General features: G+C 66.9%; 13 protein-coding genes and 3 tRNA genes. 8 read left to right on the top strand and 8 right to left on the bottom strand.

All coding sequences use genetic code 11. The annotated features are described in order from the left end of the window. Positions 1-323 precede the first annotated feature (323 nt). Together asnB and AC5QAB_RS09140 are read left to right on the top strand one after the other, a co-directional pair. On the top strand, positions 324-2,015 hold the full coding sequence (gene asnB / locus AC5QAB_RS09145; RefSeq protein WP_164109057.1) for an asparagine synthase B: 1,692 nt from the start codon (positions 324-326) through the stop codon (positions 2,013-2,015). 101 nt (positions 2,016-2,116) lie between these two features. Further along, positions 2,117-3,505, top strand: coding sequence for a cation:proton antiporter domain-containing protein (locus tag AC5QAB_RS09140; RefSeq protein WP_495233357.1), 1,389 nt, complete (start codon positions 2,117-2,119; stop codon positions 3,503-3,505). Between the two features lie 82 nt (positions 3,506-3,587). Here AC5QAB_RS09140 and AC5QAB_RS09135 read toward each other — a convergent pair whose 3' ends face one another. Beyond that, positions 3,588-5,915 carry a penicillin acylase family protein gene (locus tag AC5QAB_RS09135; protein WP_495233356.1) on the bottom strand — a complete coding sequence of 776 codons (2,328 nt, stop codon included), beginning with the start codon at positions 5,913-5,915 and terminating at the stop codon, positions 3,588-3,590. Between the two features lie 123 nt (positions 5,916-6,038). Between AC5QAB_RS09135 and bfr the strand changes: the two genes are divergently transcribed. Then, positions 6,039-6,527, top strand: coding sequence for a bacterioferritin (gene bfr, locus AC5QAB_RS09130; RefSeq protein WP_005408763.1), 489 nt, complete (start codon positions 6,039-6,041; stop codon positions 6,525-6,527). Positions 6,528-7,039: 512 nt separating this feature from the next. Here bfr and AC5QAB_RS09125 read toward each other — a convergent pair. From AC5QAB_RS09125 to AC5QAB_RS09115, 3 genes are all read right to left on the bottom strand, one after another. Further along, positions 7,040-7,339, bottom strand: coding sequence for a hypothetical protein (locus AC5QAB_RS09125; protein ID WP_032956864.1), 300 nt, complete (start codon positions 7,337-7,339; stop codon positions 7,040-7,042). 216 nt (positions 7,340-7,555) lie between these two features. After that, entirely contained in the window at positions 7,556-9,799 is a 2,244-nt protein-coding gene (gene parC / locus AC5QAB_RS09120) for a DNA topoisomerase IV subunit A (protein WP_288494573.1), read from the bottom strand. A gap of 60 nt (positions 9,800-9,859) precedes the next feature. Continuing rightward, positions 9,860-10,741 (bottom strand): helix-turn-helix domain-containing protein, encoded by an 882-nt coding sequence (locus AC5QAB_RS09115; RefSeq protein WP_046429737.1) that lies wholly within the window; start codon positions 10,739-10,741, stop codon positions 9,860-9,862. Positions 10,742-10,913: 172 nt separating this feature from the next. On the opposite strand from AC5QAB_RS09115, the gene emrR reads away from it, so the two are divergent. Genes emrR through emrB form a run of 4 tightly spaced genes read left to right on the top strand, consistent with a single transcriptional unit; the run spans position 10,914 to position 15,634 of the window. After that, positions 10,914-11,357: a multidrug efflux system transcriptional regulator EmrR gene (gene emrR / locus AC5QAB_RS09110; RefSeq protein ID WP_014646521.1), complete on the top strand. Its 444-nt coding sequence runs from the start codon at positions 10,914-10,916 to the stop codon at positions 11,355-11,357. After that, positions 11,354-12,847, top strand: a complete 1,494-nt coding sequence (emrC, locus tag AC5QAB_RS09105; protein WP_046429738.1) for a multidrug efflux transporter outer membrane subunit EmrC — start codon at positions 11,354-11,356, stop codon at positions 12,845-12,847. Before emrR ends, emrC begins: the two co-directional genes overlap by 4 nt. A gap of 11 nt (positions 12,848-12,858) precedes the next feature. Continuing rightward, entirely contained in the window at positions 12,859-14,040 is a 1,182-nt protein-coding gene (gene emrA / locus AC5QAB_RS09100; RefSeq protein ID WP_032956867.1) for a multidrug efflux MFS transporter periplasmic adaptor subunit EmrA, read from the top strand. A gap of 7 nt (positions 14,041-14,047) precedes the next feature. Beyond that, entirely contained in the window at positions 14,048-15,634 is a 1,587-nt protein-coding gene (gene emrB / locus AC5QAB_RS09095; RefSeq protein ID WP_005408769.1) for a multidrug efflux MFS transporter permease subunit EmrB, read from the top strand. A gap of 153 nt (positions 15,635-15,787) precedes the next feature. Here the strand turns inward: emrB and AC5QAB_RS09090 are convergent. Both AC5QAB_RS09090 and AC5QAB_RS09085 read right to left on the bottom strand, forming a co-directional pair. Further along, positions 15,788-15,872: transfer RNA gene (locus AC5QAB_RS09090), tRNA-Leu, on the bottom strand. Positions 15,873-15,922: 50 nt separating this feature from the next. Beyond that, positions 15,923-16,822, bottom strand: a complete 900-nt coding sequence (locus tag AC5QAB_RS09085; RefSeq protein ID WP_495233382.1) for a LysR family transcriptional regulator — start codon at positions 16,820-16,822, stop codon at positions 15,923-15,925. Positions 16,823-16,920: 98 nt separating this feature from the next. On the opposite strand from AC5QAB_RS09085, the gene AC5QAB_RS09080 reads away from it, so the two are divergent. Next, positions 16,921-17,667 (top strand): sulfite exporter TauE/SafE family protein, encoded by a 747-nt coding sequence (locus tag AC5QAB_RS09080; protein WP_164166033.1) that lies wholly within the window; start codon positions 16,921-16,923, stop codon positions 17,665-17,667. Between the two features lie 56 nt (positions 17,668-17,723). Here the strand turns inward: AC5QAB_RS09080 and AC5QAB_RS09075 are convergent. Beyond that, positions 17,724-17,808 (bottom strand) — tRNA-Leu (locus tag AC5QAB_RS09075). 207 nt (positions 17,809-18,015) lie between these two features. Next, positions 18,016-18,100 (bottom strand) — tRNA-Leu (locus tag AC5QAB_RS09070).

Below are 18,100 nucleotides of genomic sequence, written 5' to 3'. Positions count from 1 at the left end.
ACGGCCGGCCATTATGCGCGCCGGGGAGTGGTTGCCAACGCAACGGTTGCACCATGCCGGAAAGCGGGGTAGGGTCAATGCCATGTCGATCCGCCTGGCCACCGCCGTCAATAACAACAACCGCAATAATCTGCGCGCGAATAATCGTGCGCGGCCGATGCGGGACTGCGCCCTGGGTAGATAGACAGCAACACACGCCCGGACACCAGAAAACCCGCATCGGTCGATGCGGGTTTTTTTGTGCCCGGGCGTAGTCCCACCCGGGCCTGGATGGCCGGTCGAACACCCTCCCACCCGTGAAATTCCCCAACAGGAGCTCCCCCATGTGTTCGATCTTCGGAATCTTCGGCCTGCAGGCCGGTGACGATCTTCCCACCCTGCGCCGGCACGCGCTGGAACTGTCGCAACGCCAGCGCCACCGTGGCCCGGACTGGAGCGGCGTGTACCTCGACGAAGGTGCGCTGCTGGTCCATGAACGGCTGGCCATCGTCGATCCGGCCGGTGGTTCGCAGCCGCTGCTGTCGGCCGATGGCCAGCTGGCGCTGGCGGTGAACGGCGAGATCTACAACCACCAGGCGTTGAAGGCGGCGCTGACCACCACCTACGACTTCCAGACTGGCTCGGACTGCGAGGTGATCAACGCGCTCTACCGCCAGGGCGGCGCGCCGGCGCAGTGGCTGGAACAGCTCAACGGCATCTTCGCCTTCGCGCTGTGGGACCGTGACAGTGGACGCGTGCTGGTGGCGCGCGACCCGGTGGGCGTGGTGCCGCTGTACTGGGGCCACGATGCCCAGGGGCGCTTGCGCGTGGCCTCGGAAATGAAGGCGCTGGTCGATACCTGTGCCGATGTCGCGCAGTTCCCGCCGGGCCACTATTTCGACAGTGCCAGCGGTGAGCTGGTGCGCTACTACCAGCAACCGTGGCGCGACTACGCCGACGTGCAGGGCCGCCGGGCCGATCTGGCTGAACTGCGCCAGGCGTTCGAGCATGCGGTGGAGCGCCAGCTGATGAGCGATGTGCCTTATGGCGTGCTGCTGTCCGGTGGCCTGGACTCGTCGCTGGTGGCGGCGGTGGCCGCGCGCTATGCACGTCGTCGCATCGAGGATGGGGGACAGACCGAAGCCTGGTGGCCGCGCCTGCACTCGTTCGCGATCGGCTTGAAGGGCTCGCCCGATCTGGCCGCCGCAGCGATCGCCGCCGAAGCGCTGGGCACCGTGCATCACGGTTTCGAGTACACGTTCGAGGAAGGCCTCGATGCGCTGCCGGAGGTGATCCGCCACATCGAGACCTACGACGTCACCACCATCCGCGCATCGACGCCGATGTTCCTGCTGGCGCGGCGGATCAAGGCGATGGGCGTGAAAATGGTGCTCTCCGGCGAGGGCAGCGACGAGATCTTCGGTGGCTACCTGTACTTCCACAAGGCACCGGATGCGCGTGAATTCCACGACGAGCTGGTACGCAAGCTCGACGCCCTGCACAACTACGACTGCCTGCGCGCCAACAAGTCGATGATGGCCTGGGGCGTGGAGCCGCGCGTGCCGTTCCTCGACCGTGAGTTCCTCGATGTGGCAATGCGCTTCGATGCCGCACACAAGATGGTCGGTGCCGGTTTTGGCGGCCGCCGTATCGAGAAGGCCGTGTTGCGCGAGGCGTTCGACGGCTACCTGCCGGACAGCATCCTGTGGCGGCAGAAGGAACAGTTCAGCGATGGCGTGGGCTATGGCTGGATCGATGGGCTGAAGGCACATGCCGAGGCGCAGGTGAGCGACCGTGTACTGGCGGCCGCCGACAAGCGCTTCCCGCACAACCCGCCGCAGACCAAGGAGGCGTACTACTACCGCCACCTGTTCGAGCAGTTCTTCCCGAGCCGGGCAGCGGCCGAGACCGTGCCGGGAGGCAAGTCGATCGCCTGTTCGTCGCCCGCGGCCATCGCCTGGGACGCCAGCTTCGCCGCTGCGGCAGATCCCTCCGGTCGCGCGATCGCCGGCGTGCACGAGCAGGCACTGGCCTGAGCACCCCCAAAAGGGGACGGAGGGGATTAAGTCGTTTGTGCCATTAACGCCTTAATCCCCTCCGTCCCCTTTTTGTATGATCGCCCCCTGCACATTGGGGAATGTTCATGGACGTACAGGCAGGCGGCAACGCGCCGCACACGAAATGGGGATGGCGCTACCTGGCCTGGGCCGGGGTTCCGTTGCTGGCTGGCGTGCTGCTGGCGCGGTATGCCGGGCCGGCGGCGCCCGAGGCGGTTGCCCGTGCCTCGGTCGCCGCCGAAGGCGGCTGGGTGCAGCATCTGGCGTCTCCGTTGGGCCTGTTCCTGCTGCAGCTGCTGGTACTGCTGCTGGTGGCCAAGGGCGCGGGGGCGCTGCTCAAGCGCATGGGACAGCCGGCGGTGATCGGCGAAATGGCCGCTGGCCTGATGATGGGGCCGCTGGTGCTTGGCAGCCTGCTGCCGCAGCTGCATGGTGCGCTGTTCCCGGCCAGTTCGCTGGGCCCGCTGGGCATGCTCAGCCAGCTGGGCGTGCTGATGTTCCTGCTGGTGGCCGGTGCCGAACTGGACCTGGCGGCGCTGCGTGGCCGCCGGCGTTTCGCGTTTACCGTCGGCCATGCCGGCATTGCAGTGCCGTTCGTGCTCGGCGTCGCCTTGGCGATCTGGCTGTATCCGCAGCACGGCCCACAGGGTGTGGGCTTCACCGCATTCGCACTTTTCGTAGGCATCTCGATGAGCATCACGGCCTTCCCCGTGCTGCTGCGCATCCTGGCCGACCGCGGGATCACACAGACGCCGCTGGGGCAGACCGCGATCGCCTGCGCTGCCTTGGGCGATGCCACCGCGTGGTGCCTGCTGGCGCTGATCGTGGCTGCCGCCCAGGCCAGCGGCTGGTTGCCGGCCAGCCTCAACCTGGTGTGCGTGGTCGCGTTCGTGGCGCTGATGCTGGGGCTGGTGAAGCCGTGGTTCGCGCGCCGGCAGATTGCGCCGGGCCGTGAGGGGCGCTGGCTGCTCGGCATCCTGCTGCTGTCGCTGGGCAGTGCGCTGGTCACCGAGATGCTGGGCATCCACGCGCTGTTCGGCGCGTTCGCTGCGGGTGTCGCGGTATCGTCGAACGCGCAGCTGCGTGACCTGCTGATGGCACGTGTCGAGCCGTTCGCGGTCACGCTGCTGCTGCCGTTGTTCTTCGCCATGACCGGGCTGCGCATGCGCGCCGATGCGCTGCAGGCCAGCGACATCGTGCTGTGCGTGGTGGTGATCGCGGTGGCCACGACGGGCAAGCTGCTGGGCACCTTCAGTGCCGCGCGCAGTGCCGGCATGCCCACGCGCGAAGCGTGGCGGCTGGGCGCGCTGATGAACACCCGCGGCCTGATGGAGCTGATCGTGCTCAACCTGGGGTATGAGCTGGGCCTGCTCGGTGACCGCCTGTTCGCGGTGCTGGTGATCATGGCGCTGGTGACCACGGCGATGACCGGGCCGCTGCTGAACCTGATCGAACGGCGCAGGGCCTGAACGTTGAACGGTAGTGCCGGCCGCTGGCCGGCAACCTGGTGATGCTGGACACACCTGCATGGATGCCGGCCAGCGGCCGGCACTACCGCGCTGGCACCAGTGTCATCACGTGCTGCGTCTTGCCCGGCAGGAACGGTGTCGGGCGCCCATGCACCCAGTCCTCGTGGCCGGCACCCCAGTACGGTGACAGCGGATGGCCGCTCTGGCCGCCGGGCATGTGCACGATGCCGTCGGCCTCGTGGCCGGGCGAGACAACCATGCGCTCGGAGGCGCCGAAGTTCGGCGTCTGCACGCGCGGCATGTCCCGGTCGCCGGGCAGGCGGTCGGCGGGCATGCACAGCCAGCGCTTGGCGATGTCCGGCAGCGCCCGTGCGATGGGGTGGCAGATCGCCGCGGTATTGCGTTCACCCCAGCTGCGCTTGGCCAGCGGCCCCTGCTTGGCCAGCTCACCCTCGGTACGGCGGGCGGCGTCGATCAGCAGCGCATCCCAGCTGTCGAAGGCCGGTGGCAGCAGGTTGGCCGGGCGCTGTTCCAGCATCGGCCAGGCCACGCCTTCCAGCTGTGCCAGGCGTGGGTCCAGGTAGGCATCGCCCAGCTGCGCGTTGGCCGGGGCCAGCAGTGCATCGGACAGCGTGGCCATGACCTGCGTGCGGAATTCACGCACCACCCGGTAGCTGACCGAACTGGCCGAGGCGCGCCCGCACCATTGATGGCTGGCCTCCTTCAAACGCTTCAGCGCAGGATCGTCACTGCGTTCGATGACGTCGTGCAGCAGAGCCCACCAGCGCTGCAGGAACACCGCGCGGTCGTCGAGCTGGATCGCCAGAAGGTCGTGCTCGTCGAAGCGCTCCTGGATTGCCAGCAGGTCGCGGATCTGCCGCGCCCGCGCACCCAGGTCATAGCCGCCGTTGCCGACGCTGGCGAGTGCCTCGCCGTCGAGGACGCGTCCATTGGCGGTCCACAGGCGATGGTTGGGGGGATCGATCAATGCCGGCGAGGCATCGCTGCGGATCGGCCACGGCGTGCAGCCCTGGTTGCTGGCGGCATTGAAGCCGGCCGGTGCACAGCCGGGGCCGCGGTCCGGGCGAGCGCCGATCAGGCGCCAGGCAATGCGCCCGCTGCGATCACCGACCACCAAGTTCTGTGCGGGGATGCCGGCACGGTCGGCGAAGTGCAGTGCACCGTCGAGGTCACCGGCGCGGGCCAGGTCAGCGAAATCCAGGCGTACGGCACCGGGCAGGTGTGCGACCCAGCGCAGGGCGTCGCCACTGCCATCGGCATGGGTATGCAGGATCGGCCCCCAGTCGGTTTCGCGCACCGCGAACAGCACGTCGGCCTGGCCGGCCACGGCGATGCGCTCTTCGTGCACGGTCACGGCGGCGCTGGCCGGTTCCGTGCGATAGTCCGCCGTGTCGATGTAGCTGTTGGTGAAGCCCCAGGCGACGTGCCCGTTGCTGCCGACGATCACCGCCGGCAGGCCCGGCAGGGAGAAGCCGGTGACATCGACCTGGCCGCCGGCGGCCTGCGGGTCGGGGTAGCGCAGGCGCACGCGGAACCACAGGCCGGGTGCACGCAGGCCCAGGTGCATGTCGTCGGCAACGATGGCGCGGCCGTCGGCGGTAAGCGCGCCGGCCACCGCGAAGTTGTTGCTGCCGATGACGTCGCCCTCTTCCTGCTCAGTGCCCGTTTTTCCCTTCAATGTGCGCAGGTCCAGCTGGCTGGCATCGGGCAGGGCGGCGTTGCCGGTGGGTTCGCCAAACAGCGGCGCATCCCATTCGGTGCCGTCGTGGGCGATCAGTGCGTACAGCGCCGGCGGCACCACTGCGCGGATGCGGCTGAGCGCAAGCTCGGTCTGGTTGCCGGGGTCCTGCAGGTCGGCATACATGGCCAGCCCGGTCAGCACGCTGTCGCTGGCCTGCCACGGTTGTGGTGATTGCCGCAGCAGCAGGTAGGCCCATGGGCGCACGGAGAGATCGGCCAGGCCTTCGTTGACGCCATCCACGTAGGCGCGCACGGCCGTGCCGTTGTCGCCCAGTGCGGCCTGCAGATTCGCCTCGGTGCGTGCACGCAGCCGATGCACGCGCATGCGCTTGTCGGCGTCGATGGCCTTCGGCCCGAACAGCGCCGACAGCTCGCCAGCGGCACTGCGGCGCATCAGGTCCATCTCGAAATAACGTTCCTGCGCGTGTACGCGGCCGAGCGCACGCATCGCGTCGGTCTGGCTGCCGGCAGTGATGGTGACCACGCCCAGCCCATCGCGCTCGATGGTGACCGGCTGGGCCAGCCCCGGCAGCGCATGCTCGCCGTCCAGGTCGGCCAGGCTGCCGCGCAGCAGCAGCCACAGCACCAGTGCGGTGACCAGCACGATGGCGATCAACACGCCCAGCACCCAACGCCATGTACGTCGCATCGCACGTCCTTTCCGAACTCGTGGGCCGATTGTAGCCGCAGGCGCAACTGCGACTGATTCCGATTAGATCACCGTATTTTGAAATGCGGCACCCTATGCCGCATCGATTCACAGGAGCCCCCCATGAAAGGCAACCCGGACGTCATCGCCTGCCTGAAGGAACTGCTGCGCGGCGAGCTTGCTGCGCGCGACCAGTACTTCATCCATTCCCGCCGCTACGAGGACCAGGGCCTGTTCGCGCTGTACGAGCGCCTGAACCACGAGATGGAAGAGGAAACCCAGCATGCCGATGCGCTGCTCCGCCGGATCCTGTTCCTGGGTGGCGACCCGGACATGCGCCCGCATGCCACCGAGCCGGGCAAGACCGTGGAGGAGATGCTGCAGAAGGATCTCGATACTGAATACGCCGTTCGGAACAATCTCGCCGCCGGCATGAAGCTGTGCGAGGAGAAGGGCGATTACGTGAGCCGCGACATCCTGCTGGCGCAGCTGAAGGACACCGAGGAAGACCACGCCTGGTGGCTGGAGCAGCAGCTGGGCCTGATCAAGCGCATCGGCCTGGAGCTGTACCAGCTGAGCAAGATCGACGGCAACGGCGCCCCGGCGCACTGAGCGGGCATCGTTTTTGTAGAGCCGAGCCAATGCTCGGCTGCCTTCCGGTAGAGCCGACCGCTGGTCGGCTGCTCTGCAGAAAGCAGCCGACCAGCGGTCGGCTCTACCAGGAGCCAAAAGCAGCCGACCAGCGGTCGGCTCTACCAGCAGCACAGCGTTCTGTCGCCCGCCAGCACCGGAGCACCGCCAGCCAGCCTTCGCCCGCCAGCCGCTCCACCGCCCGCCAGCCGACAACGAAAAAGCCGGGGAATGCCCCGGCTTTTTCGTGCCTGGGGTCAGATCCGTTTTCGACGAAAACGGCTCTGACCCCTCGCTCGGGATGCATGGCACGACGACGGAGATTCAAGTCAGAGACGGGGTTTCATATCTCCTCTGCATCGGAGAGATCCTGGTATCCCACGGGAGTCAGTCCAATGAAGTCGACCAGAACTCCGTAGGGGTAGCAGATGGGTAGCCGTCCCTCTGCAAAGAGCATCGACCACCTTTCCAGCTCCCAGAACGTAATCTCTGGCTCAGAGGCCAGAGGGCCTTCCCCTGATGAAAGCTTCGACTGGGAAGTGTGCGGCGAGATGATCCAATGCGTACTGTTGCAGCACTGGGAGTTTAGAGAGCTGTTCCATCACGAAGCCGACTCCAGCCATCAGCTGACCGTCTTCTGACATCTGGATCGAGAAGAAAGTGCCGTCCCCGGCAGGCAGGTGTCCTTGGGCGAACCAGCCGGTATCGCGATCCCCAACGATGTGCAGTTCGCCAAGGCCCTGAACGTGAATGGTTGAAGGAATCATCTGGTGGTTTGTGTTGGCATCAATCATTTGATTGTGATCCAAAAAACGCAAATAGCCGGGATTTCCCCGGCTATTTGCGTGCAACTGGTCAGCAATTGTCGCTTATGCCTTGTTCGTCGACTGACGCCAATCCAAGTTGGCGTCTACCCGCAAGGGCGTGTCAACCAAGGTTGACACCTACCAGGAGCGATAGTCCGGGGTCAGAGCCCATTCCGTCGGAACGGGATCCGACCCCCGCGGCGGTCATTCCACCGACAGCCCTTCCACCTTCTGCCAGCCGCGCGGCAGCAGGTGGCCGCGGGTGGCACGGGCGCCGAGGTAGGCGTCGAGCTCGTTGAACTTCAGGCCCATGGTGCGCTGGCCGCTGCGCACCTGCAGGGTCTGCCCCGGACTGATCGCCACGATGGCGACCACGCGTTCGGTGGCGAGCTTGGCCTTCGGGATCTCGATGATCTTGTTGCCCTTGCCCTTGTCCAGTTCCGGCAGGTCGTTGGCGGCGATCGCCAGCAGGTTGCCGGAGCTGGTCACCGCCACGATGCGGTCGGTGGCCACGTTGGCGACCATCGACGGGGTGAGCACCGACGAGCCGGACGACAGGTTCAGCATCGCCTTGCCGGCCTTGTTGCGACCGATCAGGTTCTCGAAGCGGGTGACGAAGCCGTAGCCGTGGCTGGAGGCCAGCACGAAGCGGGCATCCGGCTCGGCACTGGCCAGGGTCACGAAGCTGGTACCCGCTGCCGGCGAGAAGCGGCCGGTCAGCGGTTCGCCATTGCCACGCGCGGAGGGCAGGGTATGCACCGGCGTCGAGTAGGCGCGGCCTTCGCTGTCGAGGAACGCGACCTGCTGGGTGCTGCGCGCACGCACTGCGCCCTGCAGGGCGTCGCCGTCGCGGTAGGACAGGGCGGACGCATCGACGTCGTGGCCCTTGGCCGCTCGGATCCAGCCCTTCTCCGACAGCACCACGGTCATCGGCTCGCTCGGCACCAGCTCGGTCTCGTCGATGGCCTGCGCGGCCTGGCGCTGCACCAGCGGCGAGCGGCGTGCGTCGCCGAACTTCCTGGCGTCGGCGGTCAGTTCGTCGCGGATCAGCTTCTTCAGCTTGGCCTTGCTGTCGAGGATGCCGAGGATCTTCTCGCGCTCCTTGGCCAGTTCGTCCTGCTCGCCGCGGATCTTCATCTCCTCCAGGCGGGCCAGCTGCTTCAGCTTGGTTTCCAGGATGTACTCGGCCTGTTCCTCGGACAGGCCGAAGCGCGCGATCAGCGCCGCCTTCGGTTCGTCCTCGGTACGGATGATGTGGATCACCTCGTCCAGGTTGAGGAAGGCGACCAGCAGGCCTTCCAGCAGGTGCAGGCGACGCTCGACCTTCTGCAGGCGGTGCTGCAGGCGGCGGGTGACGGTGTTGCTGCGGAACGTGAGCCATTCGCTGAGCAGCATCTTCAGGTTCTTCACCTGCGGACGGCCGTCCAGCCCGATCACGTTGAGGTTGACGCGGTAGCTGCGCTCCAGGTCCGTGGTCGCGAACAGGTGGCCCATCAGCTGGTCGGCGTCGACGCGGTTGGAACGCGGCACCAGCACCACGCGCACCGGGTTGGCGTGGTCGGACTCATCGCGGATGTCCTCCAGCCACGGCAGCTTCTTGGCGCGCATCTGCGCGGCGATCTGCTCGATCACCTTCGACGGCGACACCTGGAACGGCAGCGCCGTCACCACGATGTTGCTGGCCTCCTTGGTGAAGGTCGCACGTGCACGCACGCTGCCGTTGCCGGTCTCGTAGATGTTCCGCAGGTCGTTGGCCGAGGTGATGATCTCGGCGCTGGACGGGTAGTCCGGACCCTGCACGTGCTCGCACAGGTCGCGCACGCTGGCATCGGGGTTGTCCAGCAGGTGCAGCAGTGCGCTGACGATCTCGTTGAGATTGTGCGGCGGCACGTCGGTGGCCATGCCCACGGCGATGCCGGTGGTGCCGTTGAGCAGCAGGTGCGGCAGCCGTGCCGGCATCCAGGTCGGCTCCTGCAGGGTGCCGTCGAAGTTCGGTGCCCAGTCGGTGGTGCCCTGGCCCAGTTCGCCCAGCAGTACTTCGGCGATCGGGGTCAGCTTGGATTCGGTGTAACGCATCGCCGCGAACGACTTCGGGTCGTCGCTGGAGCCGAAGTTGCCCTGGCCCTCGATCAGCGGATAGCGGTACGAGAACGGCTGTGCCATCAGCACCAGGGCCTCGTAGCACGCGCTGTCGCCGTGCGGGTGGTACTTACCGATGACGTCACCGACGGTGCGCGCGGACTTCTTCGGTTTGGACGCGGCATTCAGGCCCAGCTCGCTCATCGAATAGATGATGCGGCGCTGCACCGGCTTCAGGCCGTCGCCGATGAACGGCAGGGCGCGGTCCAGGACCACATACATCGAGTAGTCGAGGTAGGCGCGTTCGGCGTACTCGCGCAGCGGCAGTTGTTCGAATCCGTGGAACACGGGGCGGGCAAGTTCGGTCATGCGGCGTTGTTACCTGTTGTCGGGAGGCGGCGACGGCGGTCGCCGCTCGCAATCCTGTGATTATCCGGATGCGGCGGGGGATGCCAAGCCGCGCGCAGGGTCCAGCCCGGTTTCCAGGCCGTGCCCGGCCCGTGCCAGGTAGCGACCGGGCGGCAGCCCGAAGTGGCGGCGGAACACGGTAACGAACGCGCTGGCGCTGCTGAAGCCCAGCGCGTGGGCGATGTCGGCCACGCTGCGGCCGTCGGTCAGCTGGCGCAGGGCCTCTGACAGGCGCGCCTGCTGCCGCCACTGGGCGAAGCTGAGCGTCGTCTCGTCGCGGAAGTGACGGGTCAGGCTGCGCGGTGACAGACCGGCCCAATGCGCCCATTCGGCCAGGCTGCGTTCGTCGGAGGGGTCGGCCAGCAACTGCGAGGCGATCTTCAGCAGGCGCCGGTCGTGCGGCATCGGCAGGTGCATGCGCTGGCGCGGCGCGGTGCGGATCTCGTCCAGCAGCACGTCGATGATGTGCTGGCGCTCGGGCGTGGTGTCATGGCCGAGCGGCCATTCGCAGATGCGGTCGGCCAGCGCCTGCGCCAGCTTGGACAGGCCCAGCACGCAGGGGTCGGCGGGCAGGGTGGCGCAGGCCGGTGCAGCCAATGCCATGCCCCAGCCGCGCAACGGGCCGTCGAGGGTGACGGTGTGCGGTTCCAGCGGCGGCATCCAGCCGGCCGAGCCCGGCGCCAGCGACCACGTGCCATGCGAGGTGCGGGTGGTCAGCAGGCCGCGTTCGACGCAGATCAACTGGGCACGCTGGTGGTGGTGCCAGTCGACCTCGCGGGCCAGACCCTGCTGGCTGTCGAAGCGGAAGGCGATGACCGGCGGGCCGTCGTTGCGCTCGAACCAGTCCAGTGCCTCATCTCTGAGCAGGCGTTTGGGAACCTGAATTTCTGCCTTGTTCATCATGTCCGCTGGCTGAAATGTGACATCCATTGGCTGGATTGTACTACCGGGCCACCTGACCAGATCATTAAGGTAGGCGCCTTCACTGATCGAGCCCGCTGCTGCAACACAGCATTCGATGCCAGATCGAATATTTCCATTGAGAAATATTTTTTTTGGAAGAGAATGCTCCCCCATGATCTGTCCTGCAACCACTCCCCCCAGCTTCGGCCTGCTGCTGCGCCAGGTGCGCGACGGCCTGGTGCGCCAACTCGACGCGTCCATGGCGGAAGAAGATCTGGGAATCGGCTTCACCCATTACATCGGGTTGAAGGTGCTTTCCCACATGGCGCCCTGCACCGCCAACGAACTGGCCCAGGCCATCGACCAGGTGCCCAGCGCGGTCACCCGCCTGCTGGACAAGCTGGAGGCGCTGGGCTGCGTCCGCCGCGAGGCGCATGCGCAGGACCGGCGGGCACTGCAGATCGTGCTGACCGACGAAGGCCGTGCGTTGTGGGCGCGGCTGAAGCTGCGCGGCGACGCGGTGATGGATTACGCGCTGCGTGATCTTTCCGCCGACGAGCGCACGCTGCTGCTGTCCCTCCTTACCCGAATCCGCGATTCACTGACGACCCCATGAACCCGATCCCGCATTCCACTCTCCGCCGGTCCGGGCGCGCGCTGCTGGTGTCAGCGCTGGCGCTGGCCCTGGCCGCCTGCGCCAGCAGTCGTGGCCTCAACCCGCAGGGCCACGTGCTTGACGTGGACAGCCTGCATAGTGAACGCACCCTGGCTGACACCGACCTGAGCGCCGCCGGCTTCCCGGCGCAGGACTGGTGGAAGGCACTGGGCGATGCGCAGCTGGACGCACTGGTCGCCGAAGGCCTGGCCGGTCATCCGAGCCTGGACGCCGCCGACGCGCGCCTGCGCCAGGCCCAGGCCCAGGTCGGTACCGCGCGCGCCGACGAGCTGCCCAGCCTGTCGGTGTCCGGCGGCTACACTGGCCTGCGCCTGCCCGAGTCGATGGTCGGCAGCGAGATGGGCGGCCGCTATGGCGGCAGCAGCCAGGTCGCCTTCGATTTCAGCTACGGCGTGGACCTGTGGGGCGGCAAGCGCGCTGCCTGGGAAGCCGCCGTGGATGGCGCGCATGCCGCCACCGTTGAAGCCCAGGCCGCACGCCTGAACCTGTCCACCGGCATTGCCCAGGCCTATGCCGACCTGGCCTACGCGTGGCAGCTCAACGACGTGGCCGAGGAAGAACTGACCCGCTCGCAGAAATCGCTGCAGCTGACCCGCCAGCGCCGCAGCGCCGGCATCGACAGCGATCTGCAGGTGCGCCAGGCCGAGGCCCGCGTGCCGGCCGCGCAGCAGCAGGTGCTGGCCGCGCAGCAGCGCATCGACGCCGCCCGCACCGCACTGGCTGCACTGGTCGGCAAGGGGCCGGACCGTGGCCTGTCGATCCAGCGCCCGCAGCCGTTGAACCCGATGGCACTGCAGCTGCCGGGCGTACTGCCCAGCGAACTGCTCGGCCGTCGCCCCGACATCGTGGCTGCGCGCTGGCGCGTGGAAGCGGCCGACAAGCAGATCAAGGTCGCCAAGACCAAGTTCTACCCGAGCTTCAACCTGACCGCGCTGGCCGGCGTGGTCGCCCCGAACGTGGGTGACCTGCTGAAGAGCAGCTCGACCTTCGCCTACATCGGCCCGGCGTTGAGCCTGCCGATCTTCGAAGGCGGCAAGCTGCGCGCCAACCTGGCCAACACCGACGCGCAGTACGACCTGGCGGTGGCCAACTACAACCAGGCCGTGCTCGATGCACTGCGCGACGTCGCCGACCAGGTCAACGCGGTGCGCTCGCTGGCGCAGCAGGCGCACGCGCAGCAGCAGGCAGTGGACACCGCACGCTCGGCCTTCGACCTGGCCCAGCAGCGCTACCGCGCCGGCATCGGCAGCTACCTGGACGTGCTGACCGCGCAGTCCACCCTGCTGCAGTCGCAGCAGCAGCTGGCCGGCCTGCAGTCGCAGCAGGTGCAGACCTCGGTGCGCCTGAGCAAGGCGCTGGGCGGTGGTTTCCAGCCCGCCGACACCGACCGCGCACCGATCGCCTCCCATTCCGATTCCTCGCATTCCTGAAGACGCCCGCCATGAGCCAGACCCAAGACACCGCGGCCCCGGCCGCCCCCAACCGCCGCGGCAACCTGCTGCGCGGCCTGTTCGTGATCGTCGTGCTGCTGCTTGCCGCCCTGGCGCTGTGGTACTTCATGTTCGGCCGTTGGTTCGAAGAGACCGACGATGCCTACGTGCAGGGCAACCAGGTGCAGATCACCCCGCTGGTGGCCGGTACCGTGGTCGCCATCAATGCCGATGACGGCATGCGCGTGGAGCGCGGCCAGCTGCTGGTGCAGCTGGACCCGTCCGACACTTCGGTGGCGCTGCAGCAGGCCGAAGCCAACCTGGCCAAGACCGTGCGCCAGACCCGTGGCCTGTACCGCAGCGTGGAAGGCGCGCAGGCGGACCTGAACGCCCGCCAGGTGACCCTGAAGCGCGTGCGCGAGGACTTCGCCCGCCGCAAGGATCTGGCCGCCACTGGCGCCATTTCCAACGAAGAACTGGCCCACGCCCGCGACGAGCTGGCTGCGGCCGAAGCGGCCGTTGCCGGTTCGCGCGAGACCGTCGAGCGCAACCGCGCGCTGGTCGACGACACCGTGATCGCCACCCAGCCGGACGTGCAGGCCGCCGCCGCGCAGCTGCGCCAGGCCTTCCTCAACAACGCCCGCGCCGGCATCGTCGCGCCGGTCACCGGCTACGTTGCCCGTCGTTCGGTGCAGGTGGGCCAGCGTGTGCAGCCGGGCAATGCCCTGATGGCCGTGGTGCCGACCGAGCAGATGTGGGTCGAGGCCAACTTCAAGGAAACCCAGCTGCGCCATATGCGCCTGGGCCAGGAAGTGGAGCTGAAGTCGGACCTGTATGCCGGTGACGTGAAGTACAAGGGCCGCATCCAGAGCCTGGGCCTGGGTACCGGCTCGGCGTTCTCGCTGTTGCCGGCGCAGAACGCCAGCGGCAACTGGATCAAGATCGTGCAGCGCGTGCCGGTGCGCATCGCCATCGATGCCAAGCAGCTGGCCGAACACCCGCTGCGCATCGGCCTGTCGATGAAGGCCGAAGTGAGCCTGCGCGACCAGAAGGGTGAAGTACTGCCGAGCACCCCGGCCAAGGGCACCGTGTTCGACACCGACGTATATGCCAAGCAGCTGCATGATGCCGATGAGGTGATCCACACGATCATCCAGGGCAACCTGCCGCAGCAACAGGCAAAGGTGGGCTGAGGTCGCCATGTCCGCACAAGCTCCAGCCGCACCCGGCGCTCCGGGTGCACCGGCGGCGCCGGGTGCGGCCTCCGGGTTCCTGCCACCCAGCGTCGCCCTGTGCACCGTGGGCCTGGCGATGGCGTCGTTCATGCAGGTGCTCGACACCACCATCGCCAACGTTTCACTGCCGACCATCGCCGGTAATCTCGGCGCCAGCTCGCAGCAGGCGACCTGGGTCATCACTTCGTTCGCGGTCAGCACGGCCATCGCGCTGCCGCTGACCGGCTGGCTCAGCCGTCGCTTCGGCGAGCGCAAGCTGTTCGTCTGGGCCACGCTGGCCTTCGTCATCACCTCGCTGCTGTGCGGCCTGGCGCAGAGCATGGGCATGCTGGTGCTGTCGCGTGCGCTGCAGGGTTTCGTGGCCGGCCCGATGTACCCGATCACGCAGTCGCTGCTGGTCTCGATCTATCCGCGCGAGAAACGCGGACAGGCATTGGCGCTGCTGGCGATGATCACGGTGGTGGCGCCCATCTGCGGTCCGATCCTCGGTGGTTGGATCACCGACAACTACAGCTGGGAATGGATCTTCCTGATCAACGTGCCACTGGGCATCTTCGCCGCGCTGGTGGTGGGCAACCAGCTGAAGGGACGCCCGGAGCAGATCGAGAAGCCGAAGATGGACTACGTCGGCCTGGTCACCCTGGTGATCGGTGTCGGTGCCCTGCAGCTGGTGCTCGACCTGGGCAACGACGAGGACTGGTTCTCGTCGATGAAGATCGTGGTGCTGGCCTGCGTGGCGGTGGTGACGCTGACGGTGTTCCTGATCTGGGAGCTGACCGACAAGGATCCGATCGTTGACCTGAAGCTGTTCCGGCACCGCAACTTCCGCGCCGGTACGCTGGCGATGGTGGTGGCCTACGCGGCGTTCTTCAGCGTGGCGCTGCTGATCCCGCAGTGGCTGCAGCGTGACATGGGCTACACCGCGATCTGGGCAGGCCTGGCGACCGCGCCGATCGGCATCCTGCCGGTGATCATGACGCCATTCGTCGGCAAGTACGCATCGCGCTTCGACATGCGCATGCTGGCCACGGTGGCCTTCATCGTGCTGTCGATGACCAGCTTCCTGCGTTCGAACTTCAACCTGCAGGTGGACTACATGCACGTGGCCGGCGTGCAGCTGATCATGGGCATCGGCGTCGCGCTGTTCTTCATGCCGGTGCTGCAGATCCTGCTGTCGGACCTGGATGGGCGCGAGATCGCGGCGGGCTCCGGCCTGGCCACGTTCCTGCGTACGCTGGGTGGCAGCTTCGCGGCGTCACTGACGACGTGGCTGTGGGCGCGGCGTACCCAGGTGCACCATGCCGACCTGACCGAGCACATCTCGGCCTATCAGCCCGGCATGCAGGACCAGGTGACGGCGATGGGGCAGGGCGACCTGCAACACGGTGCAGCGGTACTGAACAACATGATCAACCACCAGGCATCGCAGATGGGCTTCAACGACATCTTCTTCCTGCTGGGCTGGATCTTCCTGGCGATCATCACGTTCCTGTGGCTGGCCAAGCCGCCGTTCGGCGCGGGTGCAGGTGCTGCCGCCGGTGGCGGGCACTGACCGCTCATTGCTGTTGAAACGCAGAAACCCCGCCGCAAGGCGGGGTTTTTCTTTTGGTGGATCCACGCCACGCATGGGTGGATCTCGGGGCGTGAATTCCCAGGCCCCGGAAACGAAAAAACCCGCTTTCGCGGGTTTGATCATCTTGAGTCGTGGTGCCCAGGAGAGGACTCGAACCTCCACGGTTTTACCCGCTAGTACCTGAAACTAGTGCGTCTACCAATTCCGCCACCTGGGCGACTCAGGAGATGAATTATGGGGAGCGACAGAAGATGTGTCAACAACATTTCACGCTTTTTTCTGGGGCTGCACGCCCAGGTGATGCAGCAGGCTGCGCATCGCCGATGACAGTCGTGTCCACTCGGCAAAGCACGCGCACAGGCGTCGTTGCGCCCACGCATCGGCGAGCGGTACGGCGACGGTGTGCGTGCTGCGCCGATGCTGGCGCGCGATGGTCCGCGGCACGATGCCGACGCCGATGCCGTGGCCGACCATGATGCACACGCCTTCGAAGGTCTTCATGCGGATGCGTACATCCAGGCGGCGCCCGATGTCGCGCGCCTGGTCCTCGATGTAGGTCTGCAGTGCATTGCCGTCGGCCAGGGCAACGAAGGTCTCTCCGGCAGCCTCGGCAAAAGCCAGGCTGCGCCGGGTCGCGAAGCGGTGGTCGGCCGGCAGCAGCATCACCAGGGGATCTTCGGCGACCACATGCTGCTGCAGGCCGGCAGCGTCGACCGCATCGCTGATGATGCCGGCTTCGGCCTGGCCGGCACTGATCGCGCGTACGACTTCAGGGCTGGTGCGCTCCAGCAGTTCGACATGCAGGCGTGGGCGTCCGGCCAGCCACGGCGCGAGCCGCGAGGGCAGGTAGTTGGTCAGCGCGGCGGTGTTGGCATACAGGTGCAGGGTGCCGCGCGCACCCTGCGCGAACGCCTGTAGTTCGCCACGCAGCTGTGCCTGCTGCTGCAGGATCAGGCGTGCGTGGTGGGCGAGGGCGGCGCCGGCCTCGGTCAGGCTGACGCCGCGTGGGTGCCGGTGCAACAGCGCGGTGCCGGCATCGGCTTCGATCGTGCGCAGGCGCTCGCTGGCTGAACCCAATGCTAGGTTTGCCTGTGCCGCGCCGGCGGTGATGCTGCCGGCTTCGGCGATTGCCAGGAACAGGCGCAGGTCGGCGATGTCCATCCGCATGTCGTGCCTCATTGCTGATCCGGCGCCTTCGGGTCAGCCGAAGGCTGGGCCGGGAAGACCGCATTGTGCGCCTGGCGAGGGCCCGGTCCAATGAAGCCATGCATGAATCGACATACTTCTATTTGCTGCTGGTGGTGGTGTTCGTGCTGGCCGGCGTGGTCAAGGGTGTGACAGGGATGGGGTTGCCGACGGTGGCGATGGGCCTGCTGGGCAGCACCCTGTCACCGGTGGCGGCGGCGTCGATGCTGTTCATTCCAACCTTCGTCACCAATGCGTGGCAACTGCTGTCCGGGCCGTCGCTGGGCCACATCGTGCGGCGTTTGTGGCCGATGATGCTTGCCGTGGTGGTGGTGACGCTGGGTTCGGCCGCACTGCTGGTGCGGGTCGATCGCACCTGGTCGCGCATTGCGCTGGGCGTGGCATTGGTGGTCTATGCCGCCTATGCGTTGCTCGCGCCGGTGTTCCGCGTGCCGCAGCGGCGCGAGCGCTGGCTGGGGCCGCTGGTGGGTGCGCTGTCCGGCGTGGTGACGGGGGCGACGGGTGTGTTCGTGATGCCGGCGGTGCCGTACCTGCAGTCGCTGGGATTGCAGCGCGAGGAGCTGGTGCAGGCGCTCGGGCTGGCGTTCACCGTGTCGACGATTTCGCTGACCACCGGTCTGGTGCTGCACGGTGCGTTCGGCATCCAGCAGCTGGGGCTGAGTGCGCTGGCGGTGCTGCCGGCGCTGCTGGGCATGTGGCTGGGCCAGGTGATCCGGCAGCGCATCAGTGCCCGCGTGTTCCGCGCCTGCTTCCTGGGGTTCCTGCTGCTGCTCGGGCTGGAACTGGTGCTGCGGCCGTTGTTCTGATGCCGGATCCGGGGCATGAAAAAACCCGCTTTCGCGGGTTTTTCTCATTCTCGACGTGGTGCCCAGGAGAGGACTCGAACCTCCACGGTTTTACCCGCTAGTACCTGAAACTAGTGCGTCTACCAATTCCGCCACCTGGGCGTCGAGGAGCGAGATTATGGGGTGCCGTGACGGGGGTGTCAACACTTTTTGCTGATCCCGGGTCGGTTGCCGTTGCGCATGCGAAACGGGCTCTGCCCCCCATCTCACTCGCTTGGGGCCAGAGCCCTTTCCTCTGGAAAGGAATCCGACCCCGGCTGCCGGATCACAGGCAAAAAAAATCCCCGCCGAAGCGAGGAGTTTTTTCGTTGGTGCCCAGGAGAGGACTCGAACCTCCACGGTTTTACCCGCTAGTACCTGAAACTAGTGCGTCTACCAATTCCGCCACCTGGGC

Source organism: Stenotrophomonas sp. YJH_SMC_127 (assembly GCF_059372445.1).
The sequence above is the reverse complement of the archived record's forward strand: the minus strand, read 5'-3'. Positions and strand labels throughout refer to the sequence as shown.

Excerpts from the sequence above, each read along its gene's own strand:
- parC (WP_288494573.1), bottom strand. The coding sequence starts at position 9,799 with ATGACCGAACTTGCCCGCCCCGTGTTCCACGGATTCGAACAACTGCCG.
- AC5QAB_RS09135 (WP_495233356.1), bottom strand. The coding sequence starts at position 5,915 with ATGCGACGTACATGGCGTTGGGTGCTGGGCGTGTTGATCGCCATCGTG.
- AC5QAB_RS09085 (WP_495233382.1), bottom strand. The coding sequence starts at position 16,822 with ATGCGGATGGACATCGCCGACCTGCGCCTGTTCCTGGCAATCGCCGAA.
- emrA (WP_032956867.1), top strand. The coding sequence starts at position 12,859 with ATGAGCCAGACCCAAGACACCGCGGCCCCGGCCGCCCCCAACCGCCGC.
- AC5QAB_RS09115 (WP_046429737.1), bottom strand. The coding sequence starts at position 10,741 with ATGATGAACAAGGCAGAAATTCAGGTTCCCAAACGCCTGCTCAGAGAT.
- AC5QAB_RS09125 (WP_032956864.1), bottom strand. The coding sequence starts at position 7,339 with ATGATTGATGCCAACACAAACCACCAGATGATTCCTTCAACCATTCAC.
- emrR (WP_014646521.1), top strand. The coding sequence starts at position 10,914 with ATGATCTGTCCTGCAACCACTCCCCCCAGCTTCGGCCTGCTGCTGCGC.
- emrB (WP_005408769.1), top strand. The coding sequence starts at position 14,048 with ATGTCCGCACAAGCTCCAGCCGCACCCGGCGCTCCGGGTGCACCGGCG.
- emrC (WP_046429738.1), top strand. The coding sequence starts at position 11,354 with ATGAACCCGATCCCGCATTCCACTCTCCGCCGGTCCGGGCGCGCGCTG.
- AC5QAB_RS09080 (WP_164166033.1), top strand. The coding sequence starts at position 16,921 with ATGCATGAATCGACATACTTCTATTTGCTGCTGGTGGTGGTGTTCGTG.
- AC5QAB_RS09140 (WP_495233357.1), top strand. The coding sequence starts at position 2,117 with ATGTTCATGGACGTACAGGCAGGCGGCAACGCGCCGCACACGAAATGG.
- asnB (WP_164109057.1), top strand. The coding sequence starts at position 324 with ATGTGTTCGATCTTCGGAATCTTCGGCCTGCAGGCCGGTGACGATCTT.
- bfr (WP_005408763.1), top strand. The coding sequence starts at position 6,039 with ATGAAAGGCAACCCGGACGTCATCGCCTGCCTGAAGGAACTGCTGCGC.